The sequence below is a fragment of the Azospirillum fermentarium genome, assembly GCF_025961205.1.
In the GTDB taxonomy this organism is placed as follows: Bacteria; Pseudomonadota; Alphaproteobacteria; order Azospirillales; family Azospirillaceae; genus Azospirillum; species Azospirillum fermentarium.
The window spans coordinates 885,704-902,956 of record NZ_JAOQNH010000002.1; the positions used below are offsets into that span (position 1 = coordinate 885,704).

The 17,253-nt window shown below is 69.8% G+C and carries 15 protein-coding genes; 9 read left to right on the plus strand and 6 right to left on the minus strand.

Annotation, left to right across the window (positions count from 1 at the left end; genetic code table 11):
- The first annotated feature begins 8 nt into the window (after positions 1 to 8).
- The 4 genes from M2352_RS18780 (at position 9) to M2352_RS18795 (ending at position 4,673) form a co-directional block, all read left to right on the plus strand.
- Positions 9 to 827 (plus strand): sugar phosphate isomerase/epimerase family protein, encoded by an 819-nt coding sequence (locus tag M2352_RS18780; RefSeq protein ID WP_264666034.1) that lies wholly within the window; start codon positions 9 to 11, stop codon positions 825 to 827.
- Positions 828 to 831: 4 nt separating this feature from the next.
- The gene (locus M2352_RS18785) at positions 832 to 1,647 is read left to right on the plus strand and encodes a universal stress protein (RefSeq protein ID WP_264666035.1); all 816 of its coding nucleotides are present in this window, start codon (positions 832 to 834) and stop codon (positions 1,645 to 1,647) included.
- A gap of 13 nt (positions 1,648 to 1,660) precedes the next feature.
- Positions 1,661 to 2,560: an NAD-dependent epimerase/dehydratase family protein gene (locus M2352_RS18790; protein WP_264666036.1), complete on the plus strand. Its 900-nt coding sequence runs from the start codon at positions 1,661 to 1,663 to the stop codon at positions 2,558 to 2,560.
- Between the two features lie 427 nt (positions 2,561 to 2,987).
- A complete protein-coding gene (locus M2352_RS18795; RefSeq protein ID WP_264666037.1) occupies positions 2,988 to 4,673 on the plus strand; it encodes a CHASE3 domain-containing protein in 1,686 nt (561 codons plus the stop codon).
- A gap of 50 nt (positions 4,674 to 4,723) precedes the next feature.
- Here M2352_RS18795 and M2352_RS18800 read toward each other — a convergent pair whose 3' ends face one another.
- The 4 genes from M2352_RS18800 to M2352_RS18815 are packed head-to-tail and all read right to left on the minus strand — an operon-like array spanning position 4,724 to position 8,408.
- Positions 4,724 to 5,497, minus strand: coding sequence for a glucose 1-dehydrogenase (locus tag M2352_RS18800; RefSeq protein WP_264666038.1), 774 nt, complete (start codon positions 5,495 to 5,497; stop codon positions 4,724 to 4,726).
- Positions 5,494 to 6,309: an SDR family NAD(P)-dependent oxidoreductase gene (locus M2352_RS18805; RefSeq protein WP_264666039.1), complete on the minus strand. Its 816-nt coding sequence runs from the start codon at positions 6,307 to 6,309 to the stop codon at positions 5,494 to 5,496. The genes M2352_RS18800 and M2352_RS18805 overlap by 4 nt, the downstream gene beginning before the upstream one ends.
- A gap of 3 nt (positions 6,310 to 6,312) precedes the next feature.
- On the minus strand, positions 6,313 to 6,645 hold the full coding sequence (locus M2352_RS18810; RefSeq protein ID WP_264666040.1) for an NIPSNAP family protein: 333 nt from the start codon (positions 6,643 to 6,645) through the stop codon (positions 6,313 to 6,315).
- On the minus strand, positions 6,642 to 8,408 hold the full coding sequence (locus M2352_RS18815; RefSeq protein WP_264666041.1) for an FAD-dependent oxidoreductase: 1,767 nt from the start codon (positions 8,406 to 8,408) through the stop codon (positions 6,642 to 6,644). The genes M2352_RS18810 and M2352_RS18815 overlap by 4 nt, the downstream gene beginning before the upstream one ends.
- 163 nt (positions 8,409 to 8,571) lie before the next feature.
- On the opposite strand from M2352_RS18815, the gene M2352_RS18820 reads away from it, so the two are divergent.
- Positions 8,572 to 9,480: a helix-turn-helix domain-containing protein gene (locus M2352_RS18820; protein ID WP_264666042.1), complete on the plus strand. Its 909-nt coding sequence runs from the start codon at positions 8,572 to 8,574 to the stop codon at positions 9,478 to 9,480.
- A 7-nt stretch (positions 9,481 to 9,487) separates the two neighbouring features.
- Here M2352_RS18820 and M2352_RS18825 read toward each other — a convergent pair whose 3' ends face one another.
- Together M2352_RS18825 and M2352_RS18830 are read right to left on the minus strand one after the other, a co-directional pair.
- The gene (locus tag M2352_RS18825) at positions 9,488 to 10,378 is read right to left on the minus strand and encodes an alpha/beta hydrolase (RefSeq protein ID WP_264666043.1); all 891 of its coding nucleotides are present in this window, start codon (positions 10,376 to 10,378) and stop codon (positions 9,488 to 9,490) included.
- A 16-nt stretch (positions 10,379 to 10,394) separates the two neighbouring features.
- A complete protein-coding gene (locus M2352_RS18830) occupies positions 10,395 to 12,047 on the minus strand; it encodes an autotransporter outer membrane beta-barrel domain-containing protein (protein WP_264666044.1) in 1,653 nt (550 codons plus the stop codon).
- Between the two features lie 255 nt (positions 12,048 to 12,302).
- Between M2352_RS18830 and M2352_RS18835 the strand changes: the two genes are divergently transcribed.
- The 4 genes from M2352_RS18835 (at position 12,303) to M2352_RS18850 (ending at position 17,242) form a co-directional block, all read left to right on the plus strand.
- Positions 12,303 to 14,543 carry an ATP-binding protein gene (locus M2352_RS18835; protein ID WP_264666045.1) on the plus strand — a complete coding sequence of 747 codons (2,241 nt, stop codon included), beginning with the start codon at positions 12,303 to 12,305 and terminating at the stop codon, positions 14,541 to 14,543.
- Positions 14,540 to 15,241, plus strand: a complete 702-nt coding sequence (locus M2352_RS18840; protein WP_264666046.1) for a LuxR C-terminal-related transcriptional regulator — start codon at positions 14,540 to 14,542, stop codon at positions 15,239 to 15,241. The genes M2352_RS18835 and M2352_RS18840 overlap by 4 nt, the downstream gene beginning before the upstream one ends.
- A gap of 340 nt (positions 15,242 to 15,581) precedes the next feature.
- Positions 15,582 to 16,394 carry an amino acid kinase family protein gene (locus M2352_RS18845; protein WP_264666047.1) on the plus strand — a complete coding sequence of 271 codons (813 nt, stop codon included), beginning with the start codon at positions 15,582 to 15,584 and terminating at the stop codon, positions 16,392 to 16,394.
- A 14-nt stretch (positions 16,395 to 16,408) separates the two neighbouring features.
- Positions 16,409 to 17,242, plus strand: a complete 834-nt coding sequence (locus tag M2352_RS18850; protein ID WP_264666048.1) for an amino acid kinase family protein — start codon at positions 16,409 to 16,411, stop codon at positions 17,240 to 17,242.
- Positions 17,243 to 17,253 lie beyond the last annotated feature (11 nt).

Sequence of the window (17,253 nt, forward strand, 5' to 3'; positions counted from 1 at the left end):
CGCCGGCCATGGCCCCCATCTTTTCCCTGGCCCATCTGACGGTGCTGGATCTGGCCCCGCCGCAGATGGTCGCCCTTGCCGCCCGCGTCGGGTATCAGGCCATCGGCGTGCGCCTGCTGCCGGCCACGCCGGGCGGTGCCGCCTATCTGCTGGACGATCCCGCCATGCTGCGGGAGACGATCAAGGCGTCGGAGGACACCGGCGTCAAGATCTTCGATCTGGAGATCATCCGGCTGGAGCCGGCGACCGACGTGTCGTCCTTCGGGAAGTTCTTCGAGACCGGGGCGGCGCTGGGGGCCAAGGCCATCCTGACCGCCGGCAACGATCCCGATGAGGCGCGGCTGACCGACACCTACGCCGCCTTCTGCGATGCCGCCGCCCCCTATGGGCTGACGGCGGATCTGGAATTCATGCCGTGGACGGACGTGCGCGACCTCGCCACCGCCATCCGCATCGTCAAGGCCGCCGATCGGCCCAACGGCGGCATTCTGGTGGACGCCCTGCACTTCGACCGTTCCGACAGCCGGCTGGAGGATCTGACCGGCCTGCCGCGGTCCTGGCTGCACTACGCCCAGATGTGCGACGCCCCGGCGGAAAAGCCGGCGACGGTGGAACAGATGATCCACACCGCGCGGGCCGAGCGTCTGTTCCCCGGTGACGGCGGCATCGACCTGCCGGCCATCTGGGAACGGCTGCCGTCGGACCTGCCGGTCAGCCTGGAAATCCCCACCGACACCCTGGCCCGCACCGTCGGTCACGAGGAGCGCATCCGCCGCGCCCTGACCGCGGCGAAAGCGGTGCTGGCCCAAGTCCCGGAAAGGGTGTGAGGCCATGACCATCAAGACCCTGCTGGTCCATCTGGACCACGACGACCCGTCGGCGCGGCTGGATCTGGCCGTGTCGCTGGCCCGCCGGCACGACGCCCGCCTGATCGGCCTGTTCGCCGAACGGGCCAAGGCCCACACGGTGGGGGTGGTGGCCCATTGGCCCACCCCCGCCTACCGCGCCGCCTCCGCCGACAGCCGCGCCCGGTTCGAGGCCGCCACCGCGGGCCTCCGCGCCCAATGGCGGGACGCCGACCGCGGCGGTGCGGCGGAGGTGATCCGCGCCGTCAGCGCCGCCGCCCACACCGCCGATCTGGTGATCCTGGCCCAGGACGCCGGCGATGGGCAGCACCACGCCGCCGCCCCCACCGGCATGGCGGAACAGGTGGTGCTGAACGCCGGGCGCCCGGCGCTGGTGATCCCCGGCTCGGGCCGCTTCACCGAGGTGGGCCGCCGCCCGCTCATCGCCTGGAACAACAGCCGCGAGGCGGCGCGGGCGGTGCGCGATTCCCTGCCCCTGCTCCGCGGTGCGGACGAGGTGGTGGTGGTGTCGTTCGCCGGCAAGGACGGCGGGGAGGACGACGGCGGGTCCGCCGACTGCCTGGCCTATCTCGCCGACCACGGCATCGCCGCCCGCGCCGAACGGCTGGTGGTCGAGGGGGTGGGCGTGATGGACATGCTGCTGAGCCGGGTGTCCGACTGCGGTGCCGACCTCTTGGTGATGGGCGGGCACGGGCATTACGCCTTCCCCCACCTGCCGCGTGGCAACGGCGCGCGCCATGTGCTGACCCACATGACCGTACCCGTCCTGATGTCCAACTGAGGGAGGGAATCCCGTGCGCGTTCTCGTCACCGGCGGCAACGGCTTCATGGGCGCGTGGATCATCCGCCGCCTGCTGGCCCGCGGCTGCCACGTCCGGGTGTTCGACCAGACCGAAGACCGCCGGCTGGTGGACGCCGTGGCCGGCCACGGCGCCGCCCACGGCGTCACCCATGGGGTCTCATGGCACACGGGCGACATCGCCCGAAGCGCCGACGTGGCCGCCGCCATGGACGGCTGCGGCGGGGTGGTCCATCTGGCCGGGGTGCTGACGCCGTTCTGCGCCGCCGACCCGGTGCGGGGAGCGGAAATCAACCTGATCGGCACGCTGAACGTGTTCGACGCCGCCATCGCCCACGGGCTGGACCGGGTGATCTACACCAGCAGCGCCGGGGTGTTCGGCCCCGACGATCCGGTCAACCCGGCACCGGCCAGCCACTACGGCGCCTTCAAGCTGGCGTGCGAGGGCAGCGCACGCGCCTATTGGACCGGGCGGGGGATGCCCAGCGTCGGCTTCCGCCCCTTCATCGTCTATGGGCCGGGGCGGGAAACCGGGGTCAGCGCCGGCCCGACGCTCGCCTGCCGCGCCGCGGCACAGGGGGAGAGTTATACCATCCCCTTCACCGGCACCGTCGGCATGGTCTATGTGGAGGATGTGGCCGCGGCCTATGAATCCGCCCTGTTCGGCCCCTGCACCGGCGCCCGCGTGGTCAATCTGGCGGGCGAACCGGCCTCCATGGACACCATCGTCGCCCTGATCCGGGACCAGATCCCGGACGCCGCCCTTTCCTGCGCCGGGCCGCCGCTGCCCATCACCCCCGGCGTGGTCTCCGACCCGATGGATGCACCCGCGACCCCGCTTGCCGAGGGTCTGGCCCGCACCATCGCCTTCTACCGACAGGTGGCTGCGCACTGACGTCCACGCGCCACCAACCTTGCCCCCGTCCCGGCGCGGTTCCCCGGCTGCCCCGTCTCCTCCCTGGGGACAGCCTGGGCCCTCCCCGCGCGCTACCGGGACGGGGGCATTTTTCTGTGATGGCATTGCTGCATTCAAATGAATGAAAGAGACTGCATAGCTCACGAAAGCAATACGACAGATCATGCTCCTGTAGCATTACTATGATAAATGCATAGATCATCAATCGAAAGATTGATAAGGATCTCTATGACTTGAGAATCGTCTAGACTCTCAAGCCACATCGATATATAAACGGCATTATAAAATAAAAATTCATAGATAGCACATAATGGGTAATGCCCATTATTTTTGCGATGTGGCTGAAGTCCACTCTTGATCGACTTTTAAACGTGCCTTCTCCACCGCAGAAATCAGGAGCCTGACAATGGAAACCTTCAAGAATTGGCCGCTTCCCAAGAAGCTCCTTGTCGTGTTTTCATTTTTGGTTTCAATATCGCTGGCTGTTTCTCTGACAACTTACGCCAATTTATCAAGTATTGAGAAATCAAATAATTGGAATAGCCACAGCCATGAAGTCTTGGAAACAAGCGAGAAAGCCATTTCCTTCATAATAGACCAGGAAACTGGCCTTCGTGGATACATCATAGCAGGAAACGAAAAATTTCTTGATCCGTATTTGTCTGGGCGTCAGAATTTCTCGAAATCTTTTGAACGTTTGAAAGACCTGACATCCGACAACCCCCTTCAGCAGCAACGGCTGAACGACATCCGCGGTCATGTCGAAAAATGGTGGTCCGATATTGCGGAGCGGGAAATATCGCTGATGGCGAAGCCCGAAACCCGCCCGCAGGCCAGCGCGCTGGAGGCGTCGGGCGCCGGCAAGGCATACATGGATTCCATCCGTGAAATCTTGAACACCTTCGACGATGCCGAGCGGGCCTTGCTCCAGAAACGGGCCGAGGAACAAGCCCGTGCCTTTTCGCTGTGCTACACGTTCAATCTGCTTGGCGGCGGCATCCTGCTCGTCATGGCCGCCGGCATGGGCTTCCTGCTCACGCGCAGCATTGCCACACCGATCCGCACCATGACGGCGATCATGAAGGAATTGGCCGCCGGCAACGACAACGTGGATGTTCCCGGCCTGGGCCGCCGCGACGAGGTGGGCACCATGGCGCAGGCGGTCGAGGTCTTCAAAAGAAACGCCATCGAACGCAGCGCCCTGGAGGAACGGGAAAGGCAGGAACAGGCCCGGCGTGCGGAACGGGCCCGGACCATCGAAACCCTGACGGCGCGCTTCGACAAGACCGTGACGGAAACCCTGGGCGTCGTGGCCGGGGCCAGCACCGAGCTTGAGGCGACGGCCACATCCCTGTCCTCCACGGCGGGGCATTCCACCGCGCAGGCCACCGCCGTGGCCGCCGCCGCCGAACAGACGTCGGCGAATGTTCAGACCGTCGCCACCGCAACCGAAGAGCTGTCCTCGTCCATCCGGGAAATTGCCCGCCAGATCGCCGAAGCCGCCTCAATCTCCGAGGAGGCATCGAGCAAGGCCGCCGTCACCAACCAGCTGGTGACCAGCCTGGCGGCCGCCGCCGACCGGATCGGCGAGGTGGTCCGGCTGATCAACGACATCGCCAGCCAGACCAACCTGTTGGCGCTGAACGCCACCATCGAGGCCGCCCGCGCCGGCGAGGCCGGAAAGGGGTTCGCCGTGGTGGCCAACGAGGTGAAGAATCTGGCCAACCAGACGGCACGGGCCACCGACGACATCAGCCAGCAGGTGACGGCGGTGCAGGAGGAAACCCGCAACACCGTTGCCGCCATTCAGGACATCTCCACCACCATCGAGCAGATCCGGCGGATCTCCACCGGCATTTCCTCGGCCATCGAGGAACAGGGGGCCGCCACCGCCGAAATCGCCCGCAACGTGCAGCAGGCGGCCCAGGGAACCCAGCAGGTGAGCAGCAACATCGACGGCGTTTCGCAAAGCGCCGCCGCCACCGGCACGGCGGCCCAGCAGGTTCTGTCCTCCGCCGGCCAATTGTCCAAGAACGCCGACCACCTGCAGCGCGAGGTCGAGGAATTCCTCACATCGGTGCGGGCGGTCTGAGGCGGCTTCTTCGGGGCGCCCGTCACGGCACCCCGAAGAAGCCGCATGCCTCAGCCGGCGGCGTCTCCGGCATCGCCGAACGCCTGCCACCCGCCATCGACGGTGAGCGTGGTGCCGGTGATGTAGCCGGCCTGGGGCGAGGCCAGGAACCACGCCGCCTCGGCGATGTCCATGGGATCGGCCACCCGGCCCAGCGGAATGCGGCGCTTCAGCCGGGCCATGTCGATCTTGCCCGTCTGCTCCAACCGGCGCACCAGATCGGTGCCCACGTACCCCGGTGCGACCGCGTTGACCCGGATGCCGGCCCCCGCCCATTCGCACGCCATGGAGCGGGTCATGGACAGGATCCCCGCCTTGGCCGCGCCATAGGCATTGCGCCGCGGCAGCCCCACCAGCCCGGCGATGGAGCCGATGTTCACGATGGCCCCGCCGCCGTGGCCCATCATCACCCGCACCGCTTCCCGCGAAGCCAGGAAGGTGCCGGTCAGGTGAATGTGCAGGATGCGTTCGAACGTGCCCACCGTCTGCTCCAGCGTCGGCAGCAGGCTGTCGCCGATGCCGGCGTTGTTGATCAGCGCGTCGATACGACCGTAACGTTCGGCCACCGTTGCCACCATGGCCGTCACATCCTCCTCCCGCGCCATGTCGGCGGTGACGGCCATGTGACCGCCGGGGGAGAGGTCTTCCAGTTCGCCGGCCCGCTCGATGGCGCGGTCATGGTCGATATCGACGATGGCGATGCGGTGGCCCCCGGCGGCGAAGCGCCGGGCCATGGCCCAGCCGATACCGTCGGCGGCACCGGTGATCAGCGTGACGGGGGTCATCGGGCGGCTCCTTCATAACCGGGGCGGGGGATCAGGTTCATCAGGCCGCGGGTGAAGCCGCCGTCCACGGTGACCGCCTCCCCGTTGACGTAGCTTGAGCGCGGGCTGGCCAGAAAGGCGACGGCATCGGCGATGTCCTGCGGCTGGCCGATGCGGCGGGTGGGCACCACGGCACAGCGCGCCGCCATCACGCCCGGCGCCTCGTAGAAGCTGCGGGTCATGGGGGTCTGGATCATGCCGGGAGCCACCACGTTGCTGCGCACCCCCTGCGGCCCCCATTCCAGCGCCAGTTGCCGCGACAGCATCGCCACCCCGGCCTTGCTGACGCTGTAGGCGCCGCTGAACCCCTGGGGGTGGTCGGCGGCGATGGAGGCGATGTGGACGATGCTGCCCCGCCCCATCGCCCGCATTCCCGCCCCGAACACCTGTGCAGCGAGGAAACAGCCGGTCAGGTTCACCGCCAGAAGCGCGTTCCATTCCTCCAGCGGCAGGTCCGCCAGCGGCCCCGGACGCAGCAATGCGGCGTTGTTCACCAGCACCCCGCACGGCCCCAGCGTGTCCGCGATGCGCGCCGCCGCGGTCTCCAGGCTGCCGCGGTCCGACACGTCGCAGGCCAGCGCCAGGGCGGAGCCGCCCGACGCGATGATCTCCCCCGCCGTCTCGTGCGCCGGGCCTTCGGAACGGTCGAGCACCGCCACGCGGGCACCGGCGGCCGCCAACGTCACCGCCACCGCCCGCCCGATGCCGCCGCCCCCGCCGGTCACGGCGCACACCGTGCCGGACAGACCCAGCCAATCCTGTTGCTCGGCCATGGCTTACCCCTCCCGCCCGGTGACAGAGGGCAGCAGCGCCCGCCGGACGATGCGGTTTTCCTGCGCCACGATCAGCGAGCCGGACGCCTTCAGATACGCCGGCCAGTCGGGGTCGGCATTGCGCGCCTCGCACCGCCGCTCCATGTCGGCCAGGCTGTCGTATTCCCACAGATGGACCACCTGGTTGAGCGGCCCGAGGTCGCTGACATAGAAGCCGATGGGCGGGTTCAGGTGGCGGAGCTGCACCGGCATCGCCAGCCGGTCGAAGATCTCCAGGAATTCCGGGATGCGCCGCAGGGCGATGGTGTAGGTTCGCAGATCGACAACGGGCTTCATGCGGTGATCTCCGCAGAGGTGGGGGCGGCGGCGGGGGTGGTGTCGGGCAGTGTGATGGCGTCGCCGGCCAGATGCCGGCCCAGCACATAGCCGAAGGTCATGATCGGCCCCAGCGTGATGCCGGCGCCGGGGTAGTTGCCGCCCATGATGCTGGCGGCGTCGTTGCCCACGGCGTACAGCCCGGCCACCGGCGCCCCGTCCTGCCCGATCACCCGCCCGCAGCGGTCGGTGCGCACCCCGGCGAAGGTGCCGAGGTCGCCCATCAGCAGCTTGACCGCGTAGAACGGCCCCTGCCGGATCGGCCCGACGCACGGGTTGGGATGGTGGTCGGGATCGCCGAGATAGCGGTTGTAGGCGGTGGTGCCACGCCCGAAATCCGGGTCGCTGCCCTGGCCGGCGGTGCGGTTGTAACGCTCCACCGTGCGTTCCAGCCCGGCGGCGTCGATGCCGGTGGCGCGCGCCAGATCGGCCAGCGTCCGCCCCCGCACCAGATAGCCCGACCGCAGATAGAGGCTGAGCGGCAGCGGGAACGGCTTGGCGAAACCGATGCCGTATTTGCGCACCGTGGGATGGTCGCAGATCAGCCACGCCGCGGTTTCCCGCTCGCCCGCGCAGGTGCGGATCATCGCCTCGCCCACGTCGTGGTACGAATGGCTTTCGTTGACGAAACGCTCGCCCCGGCGGTTGACGGCGATGACGCCGGGCTTGAAGCGGTCGATCAGGTGGGGGAATACCCCGGTCGTGGTGGCCGACAGCCGCACCTTCGACACCGGAATCCACGCCGCCGGGTTGGACAGCCGCTCCACGAACGCCGCCCCGGCCCCCAGCGCCATGCGCACCCCGTCGCCGGTGTTGGCGGCGGGGGCCGGCGACACATGCTCGCCGCCGCGCTGCACATGGGGGAAGTGCTTGGCCCGCAGCGCCGCGTCCTGGGGGAAGCCGCCGCAGGCCAGCACCACGGCACGGTCGGCGGTAATGCGCACGTTGCGGCCCTGGTGCTCCACCACCGCCCCGGTCACGCGGCCATCGGTGCGGATCAACTCGCGGGCCGGCGCCTCGGTCCAGATGGGAATGCCGAGGTCCAGCGTCGATTTCGCCAGCCGGGCGGCCAGCGCGTTGCCGCTGGTCAGCCGCATCCCCCGCCGGTGCAGCAGCAGGTCGCGCCCGTGCCCGGCCAGCCGGCGGATGACGTACAGCAGCGACGTCAGCGACTTGGTGGCGTTGAAGAAGTGCTTCACCTCGTTGCCGGAATTGAACATCATGCCGACGAAGGTGATGGTGCGCAGCGGCGGGCGCAGCCGTTTCAGCTCATCCCCCAACTGGCGGGCGTCGAACGGCTTGGCCAGCACCGACCGGCCCCCCGCCACCCCGCCCGGCGCGTCGGGGTGATAGTCGGGAAAGGTCTCGGCGGCGGTGAACGACACGTCGGTTTCCCGCTCGAAGAACTCCAGCATCTGCGGGCCGTAGGTGAGGAAGGTTTCCACCCCCTCGGCGTCGTAATGGGCACCGGCCTCGTGGCGCAGATAGGTGCGGGCGGCGTCCGGCGTGTCCTTCACGCCCGCGGCCTTGCATTGGGGGTTGCCCGGCACCCACAGGAAGCCGCCGGAAAACGCCATGGTGCCGCCGAAATAACGGTCCTTTTCAATGACGATGACGTTCAGGCCGCGTTTGCGCGCGGTGATGGCGGTGGACAGGCCACCCGCGCCGGCCCCGATGACGAGCACGTCGCAACGCGCCTCGTCCTGGCACTTTTGCGTGGACATGGTTTGGGGTTTCCTCTTGGAAAACGGCGGCGTGGCCGGTGTGTCCGGGCGGCACCGCTCGCATTTTTTCCAAGGATAGCGATGAGGGATGGACGAGGGCCATGCACGGAACCCAGAATCTCTGGTACTTTTTCCCGTCACCCACTTTTTTGCTCGGATACCCATGGCCCGCCCAGCCGGCATCGAACGCACGGGGATCGAACGCTACGGCCTCTACGGCGAACCCGCGCGGGAGGCGGAGGTGCGCTTCATGCACGTGGAGCGCATCGCCAAGCGCAGCGGCGCCCATCAGTGGTCGATCCGCCCCCACGCCCACGCCGATCTGCACCAGATCCTGCTGCTGACCGGCGGCGGCGGGGCCATGCCGGCGGAAGCGGCGGTCCACCGTTTCACCGCCCCGGCCCTGGTGACGGTGCCGGCGGGGATGGTCCACGGCTTTGAATTTTTCCCCGGCACCGACGGGCTGGTGGCGACGGTGGCGGAAACCTTCGTCACCGACGCCACCCGCGGCGACCCGCTGATCGCCGATTTCCTGAAAGCGCCCTTCGCCCTTGGCCCCGCCGGCCCCGAACTGGCCGCCCACGCCATCCCCGATGCGTTCGAGGCGCTGGCGGCGGAATTCACCTGGGCCGCCCCCGCGCGCATGGTGATCGTGGAGGCGCACCTGATCCGCATCCTGGTCGGCGCCGCCCGGCTGGCGCTGAACCACGGCCCGGTGGAACGGCAGGAACCGTCACCGGACACGGTGCTGGTGGAACGGTTCCGCCGGCTGATCGAGCAGCATTACCGCGACTCCCTGTCCCTGCCCGATTACGCCGCCCGGCTGGGGGTGACCGACAGCCGCCTGACCGCCGCCTGCCGCCGGGTGCATGGGGAACCGGCGGTCAAGCTGATCCTGCGCCGCCGGCTGGTGGAGGCGCAGCGGTCGCTGCTCTACACCAACCTGACGGTCAGCGAGATCGGCTTTTTCCTGGGCTTCCAGGATCCGTCCTATTTCTCCCGCTTCTTCCTGAAGCTGACCGGCGAATCCCCCTCGCAGTACCGCGCGCGGCGGCGGACGGAAGGGGGGTGAGCGGTCCCTAACGGGCACCGCAAACGGGCAAGGGCCGCGCCACCAGCATGGGCCACGCCGCGGCCCAGCCGCCGGTGTGGCCCGCCTCCACCCGTTCCAGGGCGATGCAGGACGGGGAACCGCCCGCGGCCCCCAGCGCACCGGCAAAATCCACGGCGATACCCGGCGGCACCACCCGGTCGCGGAGGCCGGAGAAATGGATCTGCGGCACCCGCGCCAACCGCCCCGCCTGGGCCGCCGGCGACAGGGTGCCGGGGGGTGTTTCCACCCCATGCAGCCGGTTCACCCACGCCGGCTCCAGATTGCCGGCCACCGTGCGCAGGCTGGCCACGTCGTCCCGGCGGGCGGCCAGCAGGGCGGCCAGGGCGCCGCCGCCGGAAAACCCGACGAGGTGCAGATGTCCGGCCCCTGCCCGCTCCTTCAGGATACTGGCCGCCTGATCCACGGCGGCCAGGGTGGCGGCGGTGAAGCGGCGCTCGGTCCACCAGCGGGGATCACCGCACAGGGGCTGCGGCTGCACCGCCGCCCCGCGGTACTGGCAGGGGCGGGCCAGCACCGCCACAGCCGGGGCCGGATCCAGCGCCGCCAGACGCAGCGCCACCGGCTCCACCGGCGTGGGATCGGGGGAGGGATGCGCGCGGTCCAGCCACGCCAGCCCGTCCCCCTCGATGTAAAGGGTCAGCGCCGGCGCACGCACCGGCCGCTGCCAGACGGCCAGTTCGAACGGCCCGGCGGGGACCGATCCAGGCATCAGCCCCGCCGCCGCCGCCAGGGCGTCGGCGCTGTCCCGCCGGGCTGCCGGCCCGGCGCAGGACGCCACGGCCAGGACCATCGGCAGCACCGCCCCCCACCCGCTCCGCGGAGAGGAACGGCCCCCATGCCGCCGCCGTCCGGCCATGGCGCCCGTCTCCCGGTCAATACTGGATGCGCACGCGCACCCCGCCGCCGTGGGCCTGGAAATCCTCCCTCAGCCCATAGGTGTAGGCCAGATTGACCGTGACGTTGCTGGCGGTGGCGAGATCCAGACCCAGGGTGACATCACCGCCGAAACGGGCGGGATCGGCCCCGCGGGTGACGAACGCCGCGCTGCCCGCCGGCAGGAACCGGGCCGTGGTCTCGGGCCGCTTGCCGATGACATCATAACTGGCGACGGCCTGGAGATAGGGGGTCCAGGTCAGCCCATCGCCGGTGTGGTCATAGGACACCCGCCCGCCCAGGCTGCCGGTCAGGGCGTTGTTGCGGGTGTCGTCCACCGACAGGTTCAGCGCCCCGGCCCCGGTTTCGGTGTAGCCGTTGACCCGGCTGTGGACATAGGCAAGCCCGGCCATGGGCGTGGCCTGCCACCCGCCGCCCAGCGCCAGCGGCACGCCGCCGTCCACCCGCACGCCCACCTGCCAGCCGCGGTAATCGGCGTCGGCGGCCTGTCCGGTCAAGGGGATGGAGCGGCGGCTGTCGTAGCCGCTGATGCCGGCGCTGACCTGCCCCACCACATAAAAGGATGGGGCCTCGTACTGGGCGTAGAGGCTGGCGTTGCCGCCCTTCACGCTGGTGCGGTCACCGCTGGATCCGCCCCGCCCGTCGATGGCCGAGGCGAGATAGGTCAGGGCCAGCCCCACGCGGGTCTGGTCGGCCACCCGCACGTCGGCGCCCACCGCCACGCCCAGCGTGCGGTCGAGGTAACCGTCCTGCCCGTCGCGGTGATCCTGGCGGGCGCCATAGCCGAACGGCTGCACCCACAGCCCCAGCCCGTCCGTCAGGTCGCCGGTGGACACCCCGGCCCCGCCGCGCACCGACAGCGCCCGGCCCAGAACCGTGGTGGCGACCGCCTTGGCGGTGGCGACGGCGTTGGTGGCGGTGGCCGACGGGGTGGCCGGCTGAAGCTGGCGGGCCGCCGCGGCGCGGTCGGCGTCGCTGGCCAGCGCCGACAGCGCCAGGAACACCGGCTCCAGCCCGGCGGCGGGGTTGCCGGCCAGCCCCTGAAGCGCCAGCGCCACGCCGTCGCCCGGCATCAGCGCCGACAGCGCCCCGGACTGAACCCACGCCCGCGTCTGCTCCGCCGCCGTCCGCGGCGTGACGGTCACGCTGGTCACCGTGTTGTCCGGCAAGGTGGCCGTCTGGGTGACCGTGGTGCCGGTCGTGGTGCCGGTCGTGGTGGTGGTGGTGGCCGTCGTCGTCGTGCCGGTGGTGGTGCCGGTCGTCGTGGAACTGGACGACGAGGAGCCGCCCAGCGCGTTCTGGCAGGCGCCGGACCCGGTGACCGCCTGGGTCGCGGTGTTGACGCGGCAGGTCACCGCCTCCGTCACGCCCTTGTAGGTGTAGGTGCCCTGATACACGATCTCCGACGCGGAATAGGAGATGTTGGTGTAGTTGACCACCATCGGCTGCGTGAAATCCGGTCCGCCGCTGACCGTGACGCGGATCGAGGTGGGGCTGAGGACCGCCGTCTCGATCGTCGTGCCGTCGGGACGGGTGACGGTGGCGGTGGCCTGCGCCAGCGCGTCCGGCCCGTTCGCCGCCGCGGTCAGCAACACACCCGCCATCAGACCGCTGCGCACCAGTGATGCCATGCCCATTACTCCCCCAAGCCCGGCGGCGGTAAGGCCGTCCGTCTCCGTTAATCCGATTGGGCCGGGCTTATCATGGCAACCGCCGGCGGCTGTATCCCCGGAACAGGGGATGTCCCAAGCGTCAAAGCGGCAAGATGTAGCAATCAAAAGAGAAATTTTATGATGGTCGGCGGGTGCGATGCGGTATCCTGGGCTTACCGTTCCTTAACCAATCCACCCTTGGACCGGATATCCTTAACCAAGAACGAGGGGGACATGACGGTCCGCCGTTGGGGCAGCCCGGTCGGCAGCCCGGTCGCGATGATGGTCGCGGCGACGCTGTTCGCCCTGTTGTGCGCCGCTGCGGCCACGGGGCTGGCGGTCCTTCAGCCATCGCTGGGGCTGTGGCTGCAGGCCGGCGACGGCGAGGACGGGAGCGTGATCGTGGATGTGGAACACAGCCGCAACGGGGCGGCGGTGGCCGCGGCCTTCGGCGGGCGCCCGGCAGCCCCGGTGCGGCTGGCGGCCATCGGGCCGGCGGGCGGTGACGGCGGGCCGTTGCACCCGCTGACCGCCGAGGATGTGATCCCGGAGCCGGACGTGCTGCCCACTTACGCGGTTCTGGCGGATTTCTTCGGGCGGCAGAGCCTGTACGCCGGCCTGCTGCGCCGGGGGCCGGTGATCCTGCTGCTGCGCGACGGCACGGGCGCCGAGCGGCGGGTGACGGTCACGCCGGACGAGCGGCGGGACGTGGGCTCCCTGCCGCCGGTGTTCTGGTTCCAGGTGGCGGTGGGCGTCGTCGGGCTGCTGATGAGCCTTTGGGTGTGGGCCTTGCGCCCCGGTGACCGGGGGGCGCGGCTGTTCGCGCTGGTGGGGCTGTCCATGCCGGGATTCACCCTGCCCGCCGCGGTCTACAGCACGCGGGAACTGGCCCTGGACGGCACCCTGTTCCGCGTGCTGTCGGATATGAACGCTGCGGGCGCCATGACCTTCGGCGCGGCGATGATCGGGGTGTTCCTCAGCTACCCCCGGCGCATCGCCGGGCCGGTGGCGCTGGCGGCGCCGTTCGCCGTGTTCGGGGCGTGGCTGCTGGCCCATCTGCTGCGGCTGCCCGAAGGGCACGGCGACGGCGCCCATCTGCCCACCCTGCTGGAGATGCTGTGCATCGTCGGCGCCATCGCGGCGCAATGGTGGGCCACCCGCCGCGACCCGGTGGGGCGGGCGGCGCTGTCGTGGCTGGGGCTGTCGGTGGTGGTGGGGGCCGGGGCCTTCGTCACGCTGATGTCGGTGCCGATGCTGACCGGGACCGAGGCGCCGATCCCCCAGGGCTATGCCTTCGGTTTCTTCCTGCTGATCCACGCCGGGCTGACGCTGGGGCTGCGGCGGTACCGGCTGTTCGAACTGGGGGACTGGGCGTTCCGGGTGATGCTGGCGGCGCTGGGGCTGGTGGCGCTGCTGCTGCTGGACATGGTGCTGGTGGCGGCCCTGCGGTTCGACCAGAATCTGGCGCTCGGCCTGTCACTGCTGGCGGTGGGGTTCCTGTACCTGCCGCTGCGCGACGTGCTGATGCGCCGCCTGGTGGGCACGCGCACCATCCCCGACCACGAGCTGTTCGCCGCGGTGATCGCGGTAGCCTTCACCGCCACCCCCGAACGGCGGGTGGCGGCGTGGAGCGGGCTGTTGCGCCGCCTGTTCGATCCGCTGGAGATGGAGCCGGCGGCGGCGCCCGTCCCCCGCCCGGTGGTGGCCGGCGACGGGGTGGTGCTGGAAATGCCGCCCACCGCCGGGGCGCCGGGCCTGCGGCTGCGCTATCCGTGGGGCGGGCGCGGGCTGTTCACCCCGGCGCAGCTTTCCATGGCCACGCGCCTGTGCGAACTGATGGCCCGCGCGGAAAGCGGGCGCGAGGCGTACGTCCGCGGGGCCGCCGCCGAGCGGCAGCGGATCGCCCGCGACCTGCACGACGATCTGGGCGCCCGGCTGCTGTCGGCCCTGCACCAGCCCGACCTGGACCGGTCCCGCGGCATGGTGCGGGAGGCGATGGCCGATGTCCGTACCATCGTCCGGGGCCTGAGCGGGGAGCGGCAGCCGCTGGGCCAGGTGCTGGGCGACCTGCGCCACGAAACCGTCCAGAGGCTGGAGGGCTCCGGCATCACGCTCCGCTGGCCGGTGGCCGCCGAGCCGGACCCGGCGGAAGACCTGCCGCTGGATTACGCCACCTGCCGCACCTTGACCGCCACGGTGCGGGAGGCGGTGAGCAACGCCATCCGCCACGCCGGCGCCACGGCGCTGGACGTGTCGGTGGACGTGAGCGGCGGGCGGGTGACGGTGGCGGTGACCGACGACGGAACCGGATTCGGCCCGTCCCGTCCCATCGGCACCGCCGCGGCGGGGAGCGGGTTCGGGCTGGGCAACATGGCCGTCCGCGCCGCCGAACTGGGGGGCCGGCTGGACATCACGGCAACGGAAAGGGGGACGCGCATGGAACTGTCGCTCGCACTCCCGGGGACGGCCCCGTGACGGCGCCCCTGTTTTCCGCCAACGGACCGCCGCTGGCCGGGCTGGTGGTGGAGGACGATCCCGGTGCCCGGCCGTGGCTGGCCGATTGCCTGCGCAGCGCCTTCGGCGGCATCCCCGTGGCGACCGCCGGAGGGGTGGCGGCGGCCAAGGCGTGGCTGGCCGGCCGGGCGGCGGACGGAACGGGCGGCAACCTGATCGCGCTGATCGACCTGGGCCTGCCCGACGGGTCGGGGATCGAGGTCATCCGGCTGCTGGCCGACGAAAAAAACGCCGGCGGCGGCACCGCGGTGCCGGTGGTGACCACCATCTACGACGACGATGCCCACCTGTTCGAAGCCATAGCCGCCGGTGCCGCCGGCTATCTTCTGAAGGACCGCAACACCGCGGTGATGGTCGATTATCTGCGCCGGATCCAGGCGGGGGAGCCGCCGCTGTCCCCATCGCTGTCCCGCCGGATTCTGGAACATTTCCGCCACCAGCCCCCCGCGGCGCCCTCCGTCCCGGCGGACACGCTGACCCCGCGGGAACGGGACGTGCTGGCCCTGCTGGGCCGCGGCCTGCGCTCCGCCGAGGTGGCGGGGGTGCTGAAGCTCAGCGAACACACGGTCGCCAGCCATGTGAAGGCCATTTACAGCAAGCTCAACATCTCCTCCCGCGCCGAAGCCGCGCTGGAGGCGCGCAACCGCGGGCTGGCGTAAGCGCCGGTGCGTGCCCGGGTACGGCATCACATTATATCTTATTAAATATAACGAGAATCCGTTTGACGATTTTTCGGAGATGGATCACTTTTTCCATCATTGCCCAGCTATACAATCGGTCTGCCCATAATGCCGTTTGACGGAAGCAATGCCTGCGGAAAGGGTTATGTCCCTTATCCCCGGATCGCCCATCGGCCGTCCCGGAAACACCCCTGGCAGCCAGCCTAGCGTTTAAGGGGCGCACTAAAAAAATTGGTGGGGAAGCGACGGTTCCCCGGTGGTCCCCATGGGCCTGCCGGCTGGCGTTGGCGTGTATCGAAACGACGAAAGGAAGGCCCTCATGGCCAATTCGACGGCAGAGCTTGAGGCTCTCCTCATGCAACGGTCGCTGACCGACGCCCAGCTTCTGGCGGCGGCGGAAGCGGCGGCGGATTTCCGCATCCTGCCCGACGCCACCGTGATCAAGATCGGCGGCCAGAGCGTGATCGACCGCGGCCGCGCCGCCCTCTATCCGCTGGTGGACGAAATCGTCGCCGCCCGCAAGGAACACAAGCTGCTGATCGGCACGGGTGCCGGCACCCGCGCCCGCCATCTCTATTCCATCGCCGCCGGGCTGAACCTGCCGGCGGGCGTGCTGTCGCAGCTCGGCGCCTCGGTCGCCGACCAGAACGCCATCATGCTGGGGCAGTTGCTGGCCAAGCACGGCATCTCCACCGTGGGCGGGGCCGGGTTGTCGGCGGTTCCGCTGTTCCTGGAACAGGTGAACGCCGTGGTGTTCAGCGGCATGCCGCCCTACGCCCTGTGGATGCGCCCGGCGGCGGAAGGGGTGATCCCGCCCTACCGCACGGACGCCGGCTGCTTCCTGCTGGCCGAACAGTTCGGCGTCAGGTCGATGATCTATGTGAAGGACGAGAACGGCCTTTATACCGCCAACCCCAAGACCTCCCCCGATGCCACCTTCATCCCCCGGATCTCGGTGGATGAGATGAAGGCGGCGGGCCTGCAGGACTCGATCCTGGAATTCCCGGTGCTCGACCTGCTGAAGCAGGCGCGCCATGTGCGCGAGGTTCAGGTGGTGAACGGCCTCGTGCCCGGCAACCTGACCCGTGCGCTGGCCGGCGAACACGTCGGCACCATCATCACCGCGAGCTGACCAGGATCACCGCCATGTCCGAACAGACCAACAGCATCAAGCACGTGGCCTCCCCGCTCGCGCGCCAGACCCTTCTCGACGGCTCGCTCACCGGCCCGGTGGCCGGCGTGCGCCCGATCCGCCTTCTGCCCTGGCTGCAGGTGGTGAAGATCGGCGGCCGCTCGATCATGGACCGCGGGGCCGCGGCGATCCTGCCCATCGTGGACGAGATCCGCACGCTGCTGCCCGAACACCGGCTGCTGATCCTGACCGGGGCCGGGGTCCGCGCCCGCCATCTCTACGGCGTCGGCCTGGACCTGGGCCTGCCGGTGGGGTCGCTGGCGCCGCTGGCGGCCAGCGAAGCCGGGCAGAACGGCCACATCCTGGCCTCGCTGCTTGCACCCGAGGGTGTTTCGTATGTCGAGCATCCGACCATCGCCAGCCAGTTGGCGATCCACCTGTCCGCCGCCCGCGCGGTGGTGGGCAGCGCCTTCCCGCCGTACCACCACCATGAATTCCCGGCCTCGCGCATTCCGACGCACCGGGCCGACACGGGCGCCTTCCTGCTGGCCGACGCGCTGGGGGCCGCCGGGCTGACCATCGTGGAGGATGTGGACGGCGTTTACACCGCCGATCCCAACGGTCCCGAGGGGGAGAAGGCAACGCTGCTGAGCGACACCTCCGCCACCGAGCTTGCCACGCACGGCGGCACGCTGCCGTTCGACCCCGCCCTGCTGGAGGTGATGGCCAACGCCCGCCATCTGGAACGGGTGCAGGTGGTCAACGGTCTGGTTCCGGGCCGGCTGACCGCCGCGCTGCGCGGCGAACATGTGGGCACGGTGATCCGTACCGGCACCCGCCCCGCCTGACGGGAAAACCG